Raw genomic sequence first — 14,042 nt, 5'->3', positions numbered from 1 at the left:
CAACGCGAAACTGTCGGGGCACCCGTTTATCGTCCCCACCGTGATCGACCACCGACTCGAAGTCCCCGAAGCGGAGCTCCTCGACCTCCGCGATCGCCTGCTGCGCACGCGCTGGCCAGAGGCCGAGACGGTCGGCGACTGGTCGCAGGGCGTGCCGCTGGCGTACCTGCGCGAGCTGTGCGACTACTGGGCCACCGGGTACGACTGGCGGCGCGTGGAATCCCGCCTGAACGCGCTCCCCCAGTACAAAACGGAGATCGACGGGCTGGGCATCCACTTCCTGCACGTCCGCTCGCCGCACCCGGACGCCGTCCCGCTGGTCCTCACCAGCGGGTGGCCCGGCTCGATCCTCGAGTTTCTCAAGGTGATCGAGCCGCTGACCGATCCGCCCGATCCCGCCGACGCCTTCCACGTGGTGTGCCCGTCGATCCCGGGGTTCGGCTTCAGCGACAAACCCGCCGAGCCGGGGTGGGGCATCGAACGGATCGCCGGGGCGTGGCTGCGGCTGATGAGCGAGCTGGGGTACGAGCGGTTCGGCGCCCAGGGCAGCGACTGGGGCACGAGCATCACCACGTGCATGGCGGTGGAGGCGCCGGAACGGCTGATCGGCATCCACCTCATGCCGCCGCTCGCCGCCCCCGATCCGGACACCTTCGACGACCTCACCGAAGCCGAGCAGCGATCGCTCGACGCGTTGCGGCACGCGAGCGAATGGGAGGACGGCTACTCCGCCGAGCAGTCCACCAAACCGCAGACCATCGGCTACTCCCTGGTCGATTCACCGGTCGGGCTGTGCGCGTGGATCGTGGAGAAGCTGCGTTCCTGGACCGACTGCGGCGGTGACGTGGAAAACGTGCTCACCAGGGACGAAATCCTGGACAGCGTGATGATCTACTGGCTGCCGGGCACCGGTGCTTCCTCCGCGCGCCTGTACTGGGAAAGCATCCGGCAGGTGCAGAAGTGGTTCACCGAGGCCACCAGCGACCTGATCGAAGTTCCCACCGGCTGCACCCTGTTCCCCAGGGAAACCCCGCGCCCCTCCCGGCGCTGGGCCGCCAACCGCTACACGAACATCGTGTACTGGTCCGAACCCGAGCGGGGTGGGCACTTCGCCGCACTCGAACAACCGGAGTCGTTCGTGAAGGAGGTGCGTGCTTTCTTCCGGATGCTGCTTGACAACTAAAGATCTTCGAGGCGAACCAGACCGTCCTGGATGGCACGGGCGACCAAGCCCGCCTTCGTGGGTGCCGCGCGGCCCGCGTTGGCGTACTTGATCCGCACGCGGTCGATGTAGGAGTTGACCGTGCGCACCGAGAGGCCGAGCTTCTCGGCGACCATGTCCTTGGACTCGCAGGCGAACCAGTTGACCAGCACGTCGACCTCGCGGGCGCTGAGGCGTGGCCGATCGGGCCGGGTGTCCACGCCGATCGCCCTGGCCATGGAGGGCGGGGTGTAGGGCAGCTGCCTGGCGGCGGCGTGGATCGCGGCGACCAGGTGCGCCGGGCCCTCGGCCTTGGTGAGGTAGCTCGACGCGCCGATGTCGAGGCAGGTCAGGGCCGTGTCCTTGTCGTCGCGCATGGTGTAGACGACCACGTGGCGGCCGGCGTCGACCAGCCTGCGGAGGTCGCCGTAAGCCGGGGTGGGCGCGGCGAGCTGGAGGTCGAGCACGATCACGTCGGCTTCGCTGCCGGGGTCGAGCCAGGCGACGGCGACCGTGGGACCGGAGTCGACCACCCGCACGGGCGGTTCCGCGGCGGCGCACCAGGCTTCGATGCCGCTGACGATGGCGGGGTGGTCGTCGATGACCACCGCGGTGATCACTTCGCCGGCCACGCGGCCTCCACCCAGTGCTTGCCGCCGGATTCGCGGTGCGTGACGGTGACCTGCGCGGACGAGGACAGCCGGACGGGTGGTGGCGCGTCGGTCACCACGCTGACGGTCGCGGTGCCGGGGGCGCCCAGCACGGTCACCCTGGCTTCGGCGACGGTGGCGGCGAGGCAGGCCGCCACCGGTTCGGTCAGCGCGCGGCGGATCGGGACGGGCAGCTCCGGTCGTTCGCCCCAGGTGCCGAGGAACACCGTGACTCCCTTGCGTTCGGCCACTTCCGCACAGGCACGCAGCTCGTGCAGCAGCGGGTCGTCGACATCGTCGGTTTCGGCGAACAGGCGGCGCATCCTGGCCGCCTCCACGGCGTAGGACGCGCGGTCGCGCACCGGGGTTCCGGCGGCGAGCCTGGCCAGCAGCGGCACGGTGCTCGTCGCCAGTTCCTCGAAGCGGGCACGGCGATCGCGGTGCAGCTGGCCGGCCACGGCCTCCGCGGTGCGGGTGCGTTCCTCCTGCACGGCGGTGCGCTGGGCGAGGCGGGCCAGCCGGTTCAGCGCGGCCGTCGCCGCGGCCACGGTGAGCTGGTACCCGAGCACGAGGACGGACACGGTCGCCAGGCCGGCCAGGGTCAGCCGATCGGCCTGCCCGACCGCGATCAGCTGCCCGAAGCTGAACACCTGGTGCGCGGCCAGGGCCAGCAGCACCGCGGTGAACCGGTGATCGGCGAGCAGCAGCAGGCAGCACCAGCCGATCGTGCCGTAGGACCATTCCGCCTCGGTGACCACGAGTTCCGGCGGCACGGCCGACACCGCGGCCACCGACGCGGCGAACACCGCGCCGAGCGCCGGCCAGCGCCACCGGCCGAGCGGGCGGTCGCGCCAGATCAGCACACCCGTGACCGCGGCGACCACCGTCAGGACGGCGAAGGCGGCCACCTCGACCGCGAAGGAGCGGTAGACCTCGGCGTTCGCCAGCAGCAGCGGCAGGTTCAGGCCGAACAGGGTGACCGCGATGATGAGCAGGGTGGCCAGGCGGAGGCCGCGGAAGAGCCGGGAAACCGTCAGTTCAGCCATGCCACGCCAGCTCGACCGTGGTGCCGCTGCCGGGCGTGCTGCGCACCACGGCCGTCCCACCGACCCGGGCAACTCTGTCCACAATGGACTTCGACAGTCCGTGGCGGTGGGCGGGGACCGCCGCCGGGTCGAATCCCCGGCCGGTGTCGGTCACTTCGAGCCGAACGCCTTCACCCACACGGCACAGGGTGACCACCGCGGTGGCGACTCCGGCGTGCCGGGCGACGTTCTCCAGCGCCTCCCCAGCCGCCCGGCACAACGCGACAGCCGGTCTCGTCGGCAGGGAAATCGGTTCGGTGGTCCGGATTTCGGCGTCCACCGGACTGTGCCGGGCCACATCGTCGAGCAGCTCGGCCAGGTCCACCCGGCCTTCCGGCAGTTCCGCCCGGCCGGCAAGCACGTCGAGATCCCGCGCGGCACGATCGGCCAGCCACGGCTCGCGGCCGGTGACCATGCCCGTGCCGATCGCCAGCAGGGTGGCGGCGGCGGTGTCGTGCATGGTGGCGAGGTGCTCGCGTTCGTCGGCACGGCGAGCCGCGGCGATCTCGGCCTCGCGGCGCACCCGCTCCCCCGCGGCCGTCCCCCGGTCCACCACCCGGCTCGCCTTGCGCACCAGCACCCGCAGCCCACGCGACAACCCGGCTTCGGCCAGCGTCCACAGGCCGAGCGGCAAGGACGCGGTCCAGCCGCCGGGGTCGGCGATCGCCGCTCCCGCCAGGTAGGCCGCGATCAGCACCACGGTGAGCACGAACCCCGGCACCGGCTCGCACAGCCACTGGTGGCACACCGCGGTGATGGACACCGCGACGAGGACCCAGCTGGTGCTGTCGTGCAGCAGCGCCACCGGGTCGATCCACCGCGCGCCGAGGCAAAGCACCGCGATCACCGCGGTGTCGAGCGCCAGCACCCGCGACGCGCGGCCCCAGTAGAACGCGCTCCACGCAGCCAGCGCGAGCACCACGGCCACCGAACGATCGAGGGGCACGGTGAACAACGTCAGGCAGGCGACCGGAAGCAGCACCGCGGTCCGCACGACCACGGCGTACCGGCGGCCGACTCGCTCGACCTCGCGCTCGGCGGGCCCGCCCGGTGTGGGTTGATCGACCGGCACCGCCCCTCCCAGGCCCGCACTAACTTCGGAGTCCAGCCGACCAGGAGGTACCGCGTGGAACAGGATCAGCTGGACGCGCGCAACACCGCGCTGCGCGACCAGGTCGAGGACATGTTAGCGGGCCTGCGCAAGCAAACCGGTGAGTTGAAGGCCGCGCAGGCGGAGGCCGCGAACGCCACCGGCGAGGCGCAGTCACCGGACGGCCAGGTCGCGGTGACGGTGAACGCGACCGGCGTGGTGACCGGCGTCCGGTTCGCCCAGTCGGCTTTGCTCCGCAACACCCCCGACCGCCTGGGCCACTTGGTGGTGCAGACCATCCAGGCGGCCGCGGCCGCCGCCCACGCGAAGTCGGCAGCCGCGCTCGCCCCGGCGCGCCAAGGCATGCCGGACCTCCCGGACCTCTTCCCCGGTGCGCCTTCGCTGACCGCGCTGAACCCGCCGGTGCCGTTGCCTGGCCGAGGGGGCCAGGCAACGGCACCGGTGCCCCCTGCCCCACCGGCACGCCCGCGCCCCCGCACCCAGCACCTCGAAGACGACGAACCGATCGGCTCGATCATGCAGAGGGGATACCAGTGACCACGGCCAGGATCGACCCGGACGTGCTCCGGGCGGCCGCACCGAAGTTCAAGGCGGCGGCCGACGACCTGAAGCAGGCGATGAACACCCTCTTCGCCGGTGGGCAGGGCGAAGGCGCACCTTGGGGTGGCGACGGCATCGGCGACGCGTTCGCCAAGGGTTACCTGCCCGCGGTCGAGAAGGCGAAGGAGGGGTTCACCACGATCGCCGGCTCGACCGTGGAAACCGGCGTCGCGCTCGAAATCGCCGCGAAGGACTGGGAAGAGCAGGAAGCCAAGACCAAACGGCGGCTGAGCGACTGAGAGGAACCCCGATGGGGATCGAAGTTCCCGGCGAGGTCAAGTGGTTGGCCGAGAAGGTCATCGGCACCTCGTGGCCGGAAGGCGACGAGACCGCGCTGCGCCGCCTGGGCGAGTTGTGGGAGAAAGCCGCGGAATCGGTCGAGGAGGTGGCCAAGGACGGTGACGTCGCCGCGAAGGCCGCGCTCGCCGGGATGAAATCCGCCGCGGCAGCGGATTTCACCCAGCACTGGAACGGCTTCACCCGGTGCGACGACGCGGACTACCCGAAGCTGGCGAAGCTCTGCCGCCAGATCGCCGACGCCTGCCGGAAGAGCGCGACCAGCATCGAGTACACCAAGCTCAGCATCATCGCCGCGCTGATCATCCTGGCCGCGCAGATCGCGTTGCTGATCGCTTCGGCGGTCGGCACGCTCGGGTCCAGCACGGCGGGCATCCCGATCGCGATGGCCGCGACCAGGGTGGTGGCCATGCGGCTGCTGACCGAATTGCTCAAGCAGATCGTCATCAACGTGGGCATCAACCTCGCGGTCGATCTCACCATCCAGGCCTTCCAAACCGGAGCGGGGAATCGAGACGAATGGGACGCGGGCAAAACTGGTAAAGCCATCCAGGCGGGCGCCATCGCGGGGGCCGCGGGCGGACTGACCGGTGGAGCGGCGACCGCGGCGAGCATCCGGGCCGCGAACCGGCCGATCACCAGGATCACCAACGAGGCCGGGGAAACCTCGGTGGAGCAACCATCGCGGTGGTTGTCCCGCGGGGTGGCCAACACCATCGGCGACAACTCCGCCTACTTCGGCAGCGCCGCCGCGCGGGGGGCCGCGCAAGGCGCGGTCGCCGGGGCGTCCGGCAACATCGCGAACGACTTCGCCAACGGCAAACGCGGCGGCGAACTGGTCGACAGCGCTATCGCGGGCGGTTCCACCGGCTCGGTCGGTGGTGCGCTGGGCGGGGCGACCAACCGCCACGAGGGCTTGCTGGACGCCCACCACCCGGGCGGGCAAGGCCTCGACTACCGCGTCGACGGCGGCCCTCGACACCGGACCAGCCCCGAAGAACTGGGCGGCGGCTGGAATTCGACCGGCGCCCAGCACCTCGGAAACACCGCGGGCAACAACGGCAACGACGAAGCCGACGACCACCCACAGGTCCAGTACGAGCCGTGACGGTGGCGGCGGGGTCGCGGAGATTTCCCGGCGGCCCCGCCGCTTTCGTCACGGGGTGGCCAGGGCTTCCGTGGGGGACAGCCGTGAGGCGCGGATCGCTGGGTAGAGGCCTGCCAGTGCGCCGATCAGCAGGGTGGCCGCGATGCCGCCGCCTAGCGACCAGGGTGGGATGACGGCGGGCCAGTCTCGGGAGAAGGCGTAGCCGATGGAGACGCCGGCGCCCAGCACCGCTCCTCCCACGCCGCCCAGGAGGGAGAGCAGGAGGGATTCCGCGAGGAACTGGCTCCGGATGCGGCCCCGGGTGGCGCCCAGCGAGCGGCGCAGGCCGATTTCCGCGCGTCGCTCCAGGACCGAGATGACCATGGTGTTCGCGACGCCGACGCCGCCGACGAGCAGAGCCACGGCGCCCAACCCCAGCAGCAAGCCGGTGAAGGCTTCGGTGGCGGCTTGCTTGGCGGCCAGCGCGTCCGACGGGCGCGAGACCTCCACCTCGTTCGGCGCTTCCGGGTTCGCCGTGGCGCCGAGGACCGAACGCACCGACTCCACCTGGGTTTCCTGCGACCGCGTGTAGATGGTCGTCGGGTGCCCGTCGAAGGACAGCGAAGCCTCGGCGGCCGGCCACCCGACCAGCGCCGCGGCGTCCAGTTCCGGGGCCAGTTCCGCCGGTTCCAGGATGCCGAGCACGGTGAACCACTCGCCGCCGATCAGCACCTGGGCGCCCGGTTGGCCGATGCCCAGGCGTTCCGCGGCCACCGCACCGAGCACGGTGGCGCGGTACGAACCGGTCGCGTCGTTCAGCCAGCTCCCGCTCCGCACCCGACCCGCGACCGTGGCCAGCAGGTCGCTGCGGGCGGCGTAGGTGGAAAGGCCGTTGGTCTGCGTCTCGGGGATCTTGTCCGAGCGGAACACCTTCGCGTCCTCGATCCGGCCGACCGCGGAAAGCGACTCCACCGGCGAAATCCGCGAAGTCATCGCCTCCGACGCCAGCGGCAGCTGCGCCTGCTCGCCCATCATCGTCGTGCCCGGCGCGACGGTGAGCAGGTTCGTGCCCAGCGCGTCGAGCGTGCGGTCCAACTCGGCCCGCGACGACGAGGAAATCCCCACCACGGCGACCATCGCGGCGATGCCGATGGCGATGCCCAGCGCGGACAGGAAAGCTCGCATCGGCCGCGTCCGCAGGCCGATCGCTCCCACCTTCAGCACATCACGCGGCCACATCCGCGCCGGTGCGAGTACGTCCGCCATCAGCTCACCCCCACGAGCTGACCGTCACGCATCCGCACCTGCCGCGGCAGCGAATCGGCGATGTCCCGGTCGTGCGTGATGATCACGACCGTGGTGCCCGCCGCGTTCAGCTCCCGCATCAACCGCATCACGCCCTCCCCGGACACCGTGTCCAGCGCACCGGTCGGCTCGTCGGCGAGCAGCAGCGGCGGATCCCCGGCCACCGCCCTGGCCACCGCGACCCGCTGCCGCTCCCCACCGGAGAGTTCGTGCGGCCGGTGGTCCATCCGGTGCGCCAGGCCGACGCGCTCCAGCGCGGCACACGCCCGCCGTCGCCGCTCCCCCGCTCGCAAACCCGTGTAGAGCAGGCCGTCCGCGACGTTCTCCAGCGCCGAAACGCCGGAGGCGAGGTGGAACTGCTGGAACACAAACCCGATCCGGCGCGCCCGCAGCACGGACAGCTTGGCGTCGGACAGCTTCGCCACGTCGTAGCCGTCGATGTGCACGTCCCCCGAAGTCGGCCGGTCCAGCGTGCCCAGCAGGTTCAGCATGGTCGACTTCCCCGAGCCCGACGGCCCGACGATGGCGACCAGTTCCCCCTGCTCCACGCGCAGCGAAACCCCGCTGAGCGCGGCGACCCCGCCGGGGTAGGTCTTGCTCACCTCGGTCAGCGAGATCACTTCGGCACCCCCACCACCGTGCCCTCGGTGATGCCGCTGCCGGAGATCTCCACCCGGCCGTCCGCGAACAACCCGGTGTCCACCGGCACGTACCGGGTCGCGGTGCCTTCCACGACCTCCACCCCGAAACCGCCTTCGGCCAGCGCCAGCAGCGCGGCCACCGGGACGGTGAGCACGTTCTCGCGCTTGTCCGCGGTGAAGGTGACGTCCACCGAGGCCAGCGCGTACGACTCGGCGGCCTGCTGGTCGTCGAAGCCGATGATCACTTCGACCTTGGTGGTCGGTTCCTGGTTCTGCCCCTCGCCCGGCTGGATGACCGTGGACACCTCGTCGACGCGACCGGTGATCTTCTTGCCGTCCGGCAGTTCGACCTGCACTTCGGTGTCCTCTTTGGCCAGTCGCTGGTCGGCGGGCTCGAGTTCCACGGTGATCGCCTTCGCGACGCCGGTGTGGGTCAGCACCTTCTGTCCCGGCGTGGCCGGTTCGCCCGCCTTGGCCTCGACGCTGTCCACCCGCAACTCACCGTCGGCGAACACCACGCGCCCGAGTTCGACGATCCCGGTCTCGTCGAGCCCCAGGTCCTCCTGCCAGTTCGCCACCGCGGTCGCCGTGGCCGAGGTGTACTCGTCGTCGACGGTGAAGCCGGTGTACCCGAGGTCGCGCAGGTTCTCCTCCAGCTGCCGCACATCCGGGCCTTCGACGCCGTCGGTCAGGTTGCGGTACGCGGGCATCGAGCCGTACATCAGCACCACCGGCTTGTCGTCCACTTTGTACAGTGGCTGTCCGCGCGCGATCCTCGCGTCACCTTCGGGAACGGAGGTGAGCGTGCCGGGCAGGCGGTTGCTGATGGTCGTGGTGACGCCGTACCCGAGTTCGCCGTCCGCGTCGTGCGAGTCGTTGAGCGTCTGCCGGGCCACTTCCGCCGTGCTGGGCGGCAGTTCGCTCGCCGCGGTGTCACCGGCCTCGCTCCGCATCTGGGTGAACACCAGCATGCCCGCGGTGGCCGCGCCGGCCACCACCACCACGGCCACCCCGGCCGCGACCTTCCTCCGCATCACTTGCCCTCCGGCAGCGCCATGAGGTCCTTGCAGGCTTCCTGCGCCTTCTCGAAGTCGGGGTCCTCGGCCTGCTGCTTGTCGATCCGGATGCCGCCCTGGTTCGGGTCCGGGTCGGCGAAGGCCTCCACGCCGTTGGCCCGCATGCATTCGGCGAACTTGCGGGCGTTCTCCTGCATCTGCGGGTTCGCCTTGCCGTTGGCCTGGGGGCTGTACTGGCGGCAGGCCTCCTGCGCCTTGTCCACCACTTCCTTCGGGATCTTGCCGTCGAGTTTGAGCTGCACGCCCTTGCCCGGCTCCGGGTCGGGCATGTCCACGCCGTTCTCGCGCATGCACTGGGCGAACTTCACGCCCATGTCACCGGCTTTTCCGTCCGGCGCGGCGCTCGCGGGTGCCCCGGTGGCCGGCTGCCCCGCCGAAGCCACCTGATCACCGCCGTCGTCGGCGCCACACGCGGTGAGCAGCAGGGTCAGCGCGGTCAGCGCGCCGAGGGTGAGCCGTCGCATCAGTCCTCCTGTGTCGGGAATCGTGGGAGCCGATGCAAGCCGAAGGGCCGTTTCCGCAGGGTTTCCGCGTTCGCTAACGGGGACGAAACACCGCGATCGGGGATCATGCGCGGATGAGGGTGCTGGTGGTCGAGGACGAGCCGCTGCTCGCCGACGCGATCGCGGAGTGGCTGCGGGACGAGGCGCACGCGGTGGACATCGCCTACGACGGCGGTGCCGCGCTGGAACGCCTCCACGTGCACGCCTACGACGTGGTGGTGCTCGACCGCGACCTCCCGGTGGTGCACGGCGACGACGTGTGCCGCGAGGTGGTCGGCTCGGAGTCACCGGCCAGGGTGCTGATGCTGACCGCGTCCGCCGAGATCACCGACCGGGTCGGCGGCCTCGCGCTCGGCGCCGACGACTACCTGACCAAGCCGTTCGCCTTCCCCGAACTGGCCGCCCGCGTGCACTCGCTGGGCAGGCGCTCCCGTCCGGCCGCGCCACCGGTGCTCACCCGCGCGGGCATCACCCTCGATCCCGCGCGGCACCAGGTCTTCCGCGACGGCCACTACGTTCCACTGTCCAAAAAGGAGTTCGCCGTGCTGGCCGAGCTGCTGCGCGCCGACGGTGCCGTGGTGTCGGCGGAGTTCCTGTTGGAGAAGGCGTGGGACGAGCACGTCGACCCGTTCACCGGCGTGGTCCGGCTGACCATCCTGAAGCTGCGGCGCAAGCTCGGCGAACCGTCGGTCGTGGAGACCGTCACCGGTGTGGGATACCGGATCCCGTGACCGGCCTCCGTCCCCGCCGGGTCACGCTGCGCACGCGGCTCACGTTGATCTACGGCGGGTTGTTCCTGGTCGCGGGCATCGTGCTGCTCGGCGTCACCTACGCGCTGTTCAACCAGCAGCTGACCGGCACCGGGCCGAAGATCGTCTCGAAGACCCAGCTGCCCGAACTCGGCCCCGGGCGCAAGCACCTGGTGGTGATGACCGGCAACGGCGACGTCCTGTACGGCTCCGGCGCCGAGCAGTGGATGAGGGACCAGCAGGAGCAACTGCACGACGCCGCGACGACCTCGCTGTTCACCCAGGGCGGCATCGCGCTGCTGGTGGTCGGCGGGCTGGCCGCCGGGTTCGGCTGGCTGGTCGCCGGGCGGGTGCTGGTGCCGTTGCACCAGGTCACCCACACCGCGCGCCGCATCGCCACGGCTCCGGCGGCGGACCGGAACCTGCACGAGCGCATCGCCCTGCACGGGCCGGACGACGAGGTGAAGGACCTGGCGGGCGCGTTCAACACGATGGTCGAACGGCTGGACCGGTCGTTCGACGGTCAACGCCGCTTCGTCGCCAACGCGTCGCACGAACTGCGGACCCCGCTGACCGTGAGCCGCTCGCTGGTCGAGGTCGCGATGCACCGGAAGACCGCGTCACCCGACGTCAAGCAGCTCGGCGAGACCCTGCTGGAGATCAACACGCGGCACGAGCGGCTGATCAACGGATTGCTGCTGCTCGCCGGTTCGGAGAACGAGATCCTGGACCGGCGGCCGGTGGACCTGGCCGACGTGGTGACGCACGTGGTCGCGCAGACCGCGGCGGAGGCCGAGCGGGCGGGGATCGAGGTGCGCACCGACGCCGCGGAGGCGATGACCACCGGGGACGCGGTGTTCCTGGAACGGCTGGTGCAGAACCTGGTCGAGAACGGCATCCGGCACAACACCGGCGGCTGGGTGCACGTGGTCAGCCGCACCAGGGCGGACGGGCGCGCCGAGGTCGAGGTGCGCAACACCGGCGCGGTGGTGCCGCAGTACGAGATCCCGGCGTTGTTCGAGCCGTTCCGGCGGCTGGCCACCGACCGCCTGGCCACCGCGAAGGGCGCCGGGCTCGGACTGTCGATCGTCCGCTCGGTCGCCAAGGCCCACGGCGGCGAGGTGACAGCCCACCCGCGCGACGGCGGCGGCCTGGTGGTGTCGGTGGTACTGCCTCAGTAGGCGACCGAGAAGCGCTTCCGCTGGTGCGCGGGCTTGTCGATCTCGTCGACGAAGGCGAGTGCGTAGTCGTCGCCGCTGATGCTGTCACCGATGATCTGGTCGCCGCCGACGCGGTAGCGGCCGAGCTTCTCGCCGGGGTTGAACGAGCCGAACGCGGGCGCGGGGCTGACGTAGAACCAGTCGACGTCGTCCGGGAGCGCGCGCAGGGCTTCGAGCACGCCGACGTGGGCCTGCGCCTCGCCCTTCGCGAAGGCCGGGAAGGCGGGCGTATCCACCAGCTGCGGGCCGCCGGGCGAGACCTGCAAGCTGCCCGCGCCACCGACCACGCCGATCCGGGCCCCGGTCTTGGCGAGCGCCGGGACCGCGTCGACCAGGCTCTTGCCGTCAGCGGGCGCGGCGGGCACCGCGACGACGAGGACGTCCGCGCCCTTGGCCACGTCCAGCACGAAGGCCTCGTCGTGCACCGAGCCGCTGGTGACGCCGGCGCGTTCCTTGCGGGCCACGCGAACCACCTCGTGGCCACGCCCCTCCGCCTCGGCGGCGATCTTGCCGCCGGCGTACCCGGTCCCGCCGAACACCACAATCCTGGCCATCGTCTTCGTCTCCTGTCGAGGTCGGGCAGCGAGCGCACCCAACGCTAATCGCGATCCCCCACCCCACCGGCCCACCCACCCCCACCTCTAGTGGATTTCCGGTTACGCGGGCTTCCAGCGGCCGCTCAGCTCACCCGGCTGGGGTGGCGGGCCTGGTAGTGGCGGGTCAGAGAGGGCCGACAGCGTGCGCAGGAGCATGGCCAGCACTCGACGCCGGAGTTGGCGGGTTCGGGTGGGGTCGTCGACGCGGATGGCGGCGCAGGCTTCCAGGGTGAGCCCGATGTCCTGCGGCACCGCGTCCTGGCGCAGCGCGCCCGCCTCCTTCGCGCGGTCGACCAGCGTCGTCGCGAGTTCGTTGGAGCGCAGAGCGTCCGCGCCCATCTCGGGCGTCGGGGTGAAGGTGCCCGCCAGGTGCACGGTCAGCGAGTGCACATCGGCGTCGACCACGCGCTCGACGAAGCCGGTGAACGCGCGCCCGGCGTCCTCCTCCTCCAGCGCCGCCTCGGCTTCGGCGTTGTAGCGGCGCAGGCCCTCGTGGCACAGGTGCCGCAGCAGGTCCTCCTTCCCGGGGTACCGCCGGTACAACGCGCTGATGCCCACCCCGGCGCGCTTCGCCACGGCGGACACCGGCGCCTTCGGATCGGCCAGGAACACCTCGCGCGCGGCTTCGAGGATGAGGCCGTCGTTCTGCGCGGCCTGCTGACGGCGTCCCGACAGGCCGCTGCTCTGCGTAGTTGCCATGTGCACCAGATTAACACTGGAACAGACTGTTCCGCTCTGCTAGTCTTCAAACAGAACAAATCATTCCGTTCCGACGCTCACGCAAGGAGCCCGCCGTGATCCACCCCTTCCGCATCGAGATCCCCCAGGCCGACCTCGACCAGCTCGCCGACCGCCTCGAGCACGCGATCCTGCCGAACGAACTCCCCGGCACCGGCAGCGACTACGGCATGCCGGTCGAGCGCGTCCGCGAGCTCCTGCGTCACTGGCGCGAAGAGTTCGACTGGCGCGCGCTGGAGGCCCGCCTGAACGCGTACCCGCAGTTCGTCACCGAGATCGACGGCGAGGACATCCACTTCCTGCACGTCCGCTCGTCCCGCGAGGACGCCACGCCGCTGATCCTGAGCCACGGCTGGCCCGGCACCATCCTCGAATACCTCGACATCATCGAGCTGCTGACCGAGCCGGAGAGCGGCCCGGCGTTCCACCTGGTCATCCCCTCCCTGCCCGGCTTCGGCTTCTCCGGCCCGACCCGCACCACCGGCTGGAACCGCTTCCGCACCGCCCGCGCCTGGGCCGAGCTGATGAACCGCCTCGGTTACCAGCGCTATGGCGCGGTCGGCAACGACGCCGGTTCGCTGATCTCACCGGAGGTCGCCCGCGTCGACCCCGAGCACGTCATCGGCGTGCACGTCACGCAGCTCTTCTCGTTCCCCTCCGGCGACCCCGCCGAGATGGCCGACCTGAGCGAGACGGACCAGGCCGCGCTCCAGCACCTTCAGTGGTTCTACGACAACCACTTCGCCTTCAACCAGCTGCACAGCCAGAAGCCGCAGACGCTGGCCTTCGCGCTCGCGGACTCGCCGGTCGGCCTGCTCGCCTGGAACGCCCAGCTCTTCGGCGAAACCCTCGACCCGGCGTTCGTCGTGGGCAACGTGGCCATCCACTGGCTGACCGGCACCTCCGGCTCGGCGATCCGGTTCTACTACGAGGACGCGCACGCTGAAGCGCACACCGGAGCCGAGCCGCAAGGGCCGACGACCACCCCGATCGGGCTGGCCATGTTCGCCGGCGACTTCCACTCAATCCGCCGGTTCGCCGAGCGCGACCACCGGCGGATCACCAGCTGGAACTCCTACGACACCGGCGGCCACTACGCCGCGCACGAAGCGCCGAAGGTGCTCGCCGACGATCTCCGGGAGTTCTACGCCACGCTGGCTTGATCTCCACCTTACTGGAGGTT

Annotated in this window: 16 protein-coding genes; 7 read left to right on the top strand and 9 right to left on the bottom strand. The window is 70.9% G+C overall.

Annotated elements, in window-relative coordinates; genetic code table 11:
• Positions 1-40 precede the first annotated feature (40 nt).
• Positions 41-1,183, top strand: coding sequence for an epoxide hydrolase family protein (locus L3Q67_RS15145; protein ID WP_499190106.1), 1,143 nt, complete (start codon positions 41-43; stop codon positions 1,181-1,183).
• Here L3Q67_RS15145 and L3Q67_RS15140 read toward each other — a convergent pair.
• From L3Q67_RS15140 to L3Q67_RS15130, 3 genes are read right to left on the bottom strand one after another with little or no spacing between them, the layout of a single operon-like run.
• Positions 1,180-1,833 (bottom strand): DNA-binding response regulator, encoded by a 654-nt coding sequence (locus L3Q67_RS15140; RefSeq protein ID WP_499190105.1) that lies wholly within the window; start codon positions 1,831-1,833, stop codon positions 1,180-1,182. The two genes, L3Q67_RS15145 and L3Q67_RS15140, sit on opposite strands and share 4 nt — an antisense overlap.
• Complete coding sequence (locus L3Q67_RS15135; RefSeq protein WP_499190104.1) at positions 1,818-2,897, bottom strand: hypothetical protein; 1,080 nt, start codon at positions 2,895-2,897, stop codon at positions 1,818-1,820. Before L3Q67_RS15135 ends, L3Q67_RS15140 begins: the two co-directional genes overlap by 16 nt.
• Positions 2,890-4,008 (bottom strand): sensor histidine kinase, encoded by a 1,119-nt coding sequence (locus tag L3Q67_RS15130; protein WP_499190103.1) that lies wholly within the window; start codon positions 4,006-4,008, stop codon positions 2,890-2,892. The genes L3Q67_RS15135 and L3Q67_RS15130 overlap by 8 nt, the downstream gene beginning before the upstream one ends.
• Before the next feature lie 54 nt (positions 4,009-4,062).
• Between L3Q67_RS15130 and L3Q67_RS15125 the strand changes: the two genes are divergently transcribed.
• From L3Q67_RS15125 to L3Q67_RS15115, 3 genes are read left to right on the top strand one after another with little or no spacing between them, the layout of a single operon-like run.
• The gene (locus L3Q67_RS15125; RefSeq protein WP_499190102.1) at positions 4,063-4,584 is read left to right on the top strand and encodes a YbaB/EbfC family nucleoid-associated protein; all 522 of its coding nucleotides are present in this window, start codon (positions 4,063-4,065) and stop codon (positions 4,582-4,584) included.
• A complete protein-coding gene (locus L3Q67_RS15120) occupies positions 4,581-4,886 on the top strand; it encodes a hypothetical protein (RefSeq protein ID WP_499190101.1) in 306 nt (101 codons plus the stop codon). Before L3Q67_RS15125 ends, L3Q67_RS15120 begins: the two co-directional genes overlap by 4 nt.
• A gap of 11 nt (positions 4,887-4,897) precedes the next feature.
• Positions 4,898-6,052: a WXG100-like domain-containing protein gene (locus L3Q67_RS15115; RefSeq protein ID WP_499190100.1), complete on the top strand. Its 1,155-nt coding sequence runs from the start codon at positions 4,898-4,900 to the stop codon at positions 6,050-6,052.
• Between the two features lie 48 nt (positions 6,053-6,100).
• Here L3Q67_RS15115 and L3Q67_RS15110 read toward each other — a convergent pair whose 3' ends face one another.
• From L3Q67_RS15110 to L3Q67_RS15095, 4 genes are read right to left on the bottom strand one after another with little or no spacing between them, the layout of a single operon-like run.
• On the bottom strand, positions 6,101-7,297 hold the full coding sequence (locus L3Q67_RS15110; RefSeq protein ID WP_499190099.1) for an ABC transporter permease: 1,197 nt from the start codon (positions 7,295-7,297) through the stop codon (positions 6,101-6,103).
• Positions 7,297-7,956 (bottom strand): ABC transporter ATP-binding protein, encoded by a 660-nt coding sequence (locus tag L3Q67_RS15105; protein ID WP_282768292.1) that lies wholly within the window; start codon positions 7,954-7,956, stop codon positions 7,297-7,299. Before L3Q67_RS15105 ends, L3Q67_RS15110 begins: the two co-directional genes overlap by 1 nt.
• Complete coding sequence (locus L3Q67_RS15100) at positions 7,953-9,011, bottom strand: efflux RND transporter periplasmic adaptor subunit (RefSeq protein ID WP_499190098.1); 1,059 nt, start codon at positions 9,009-9,011, stop codon at positions 7,953-7,955. The genes L3Q67_RS15105 and L3Q67_RS15100 overlap by 4 nt, the downstream gene beginning before the upstream one ends.
• Complete coding sequence (locus tag L3Q67_RS15095) at positions 9,011-9,517, bottom strand: hypothetical protein (RefSeq protein WP_499190097.1); 507 nt, start codon at positions 9,515-9,517, stop codon at positions 9,011-9,013. The genes L3Q67_RS15100 and L3Q67_RS15095 overlap by 1 nt, the downstream gene beginning before the upstream one ends.
• Positions 9,518-9,630: 113 nt before the next feature.
• Here L3Q67_RS15095 and L3Q67_RS15090 point away from each other — a divergent pair, with 113 nt between their 5' ends.
• On the top strand, positions 9,631-10,287 hold the full coding sequence (locus L3Q67_RS15090; protein ID WP_209662617.1) for a response regulator transcription factor: 657 nt from the start codon (positions 9,631-9,633) through the stop codon (positions 10,285-10,287).
• A complete protein-coding gene (locus L3Q67_RS15085) occupies positions 10,284-11,486 on the top strand; it encodes a sensor histidine kinase (RefSeq protein WP_499190096.1) in 1,203 nt (400 codons plus the stop codon). The genes L3Q67_RS15090 and L3Q67_RS15085 overlap by 4 nt, the downstream gene beginning before the upstream one ends.
• Here the strand turns inward: L3Q67_RS15085 and L3Q67_RS15080 are convergent.
• Positions 11,480-12,079, bottom strand: coding sequence for an NAD(P)-dependent oxidoreductase (locus L3Q67_RS15080; RefSeq protein WP_499190095.1), 600 nt, complete (start codon positions 12,077-12,079; stop codon positions 11,480-11,482). The genes L3Q67_RS15085 and L3Q67_RS15080 overlap by 7 nt on opposite strands.
• A gap of 102 nt (positions 12,080-12,181) precedes the next feature.
• Entirely contained in the window at positions 12,182-12,820 is a 639-nt protein-coding gene (locus L3Q67_RS15075) for a TetR/AcrR family transcriptional regulator (protein WP_499190094.1), read from the bottom strand.
• A gap of 95 nt (positions 12,821-12,915) precedes the next feature.
• Between L3Q67_RS15075 and L3Q67_RS15070 the strand changes: the two genes are divergently transcribed.
• Complete coding sequence (locus L3Q67_RS15070; RefSeq protein WP_499190093.1) at positions 12,916-14,022, top strand: epoxide hydrolase family protein; 1,107 nt, start codon at positions 12,916-12,918, stop codon at positions 14,020-14,022.
• Positions 14,023-14,042 lie beyond the last annotated feature (20 nt).

This window comes from Saccharothrix sp. AJ9571, from assembly GCF_021725495.1.
In the GTDB taxonomy this organism is placed as follows: Bacteria; Actinomycetota; Actinomycetes; order Mycobacteriales; family Pseudonocardiaceae; genus Amycolatopsis; species Amycolatopsis magusensis.
The sequence above is the reverse complement of the archived record's forward strand: the minus strand, read 5'-3'. Positions and strand labels throughout refer to the sequence as shown.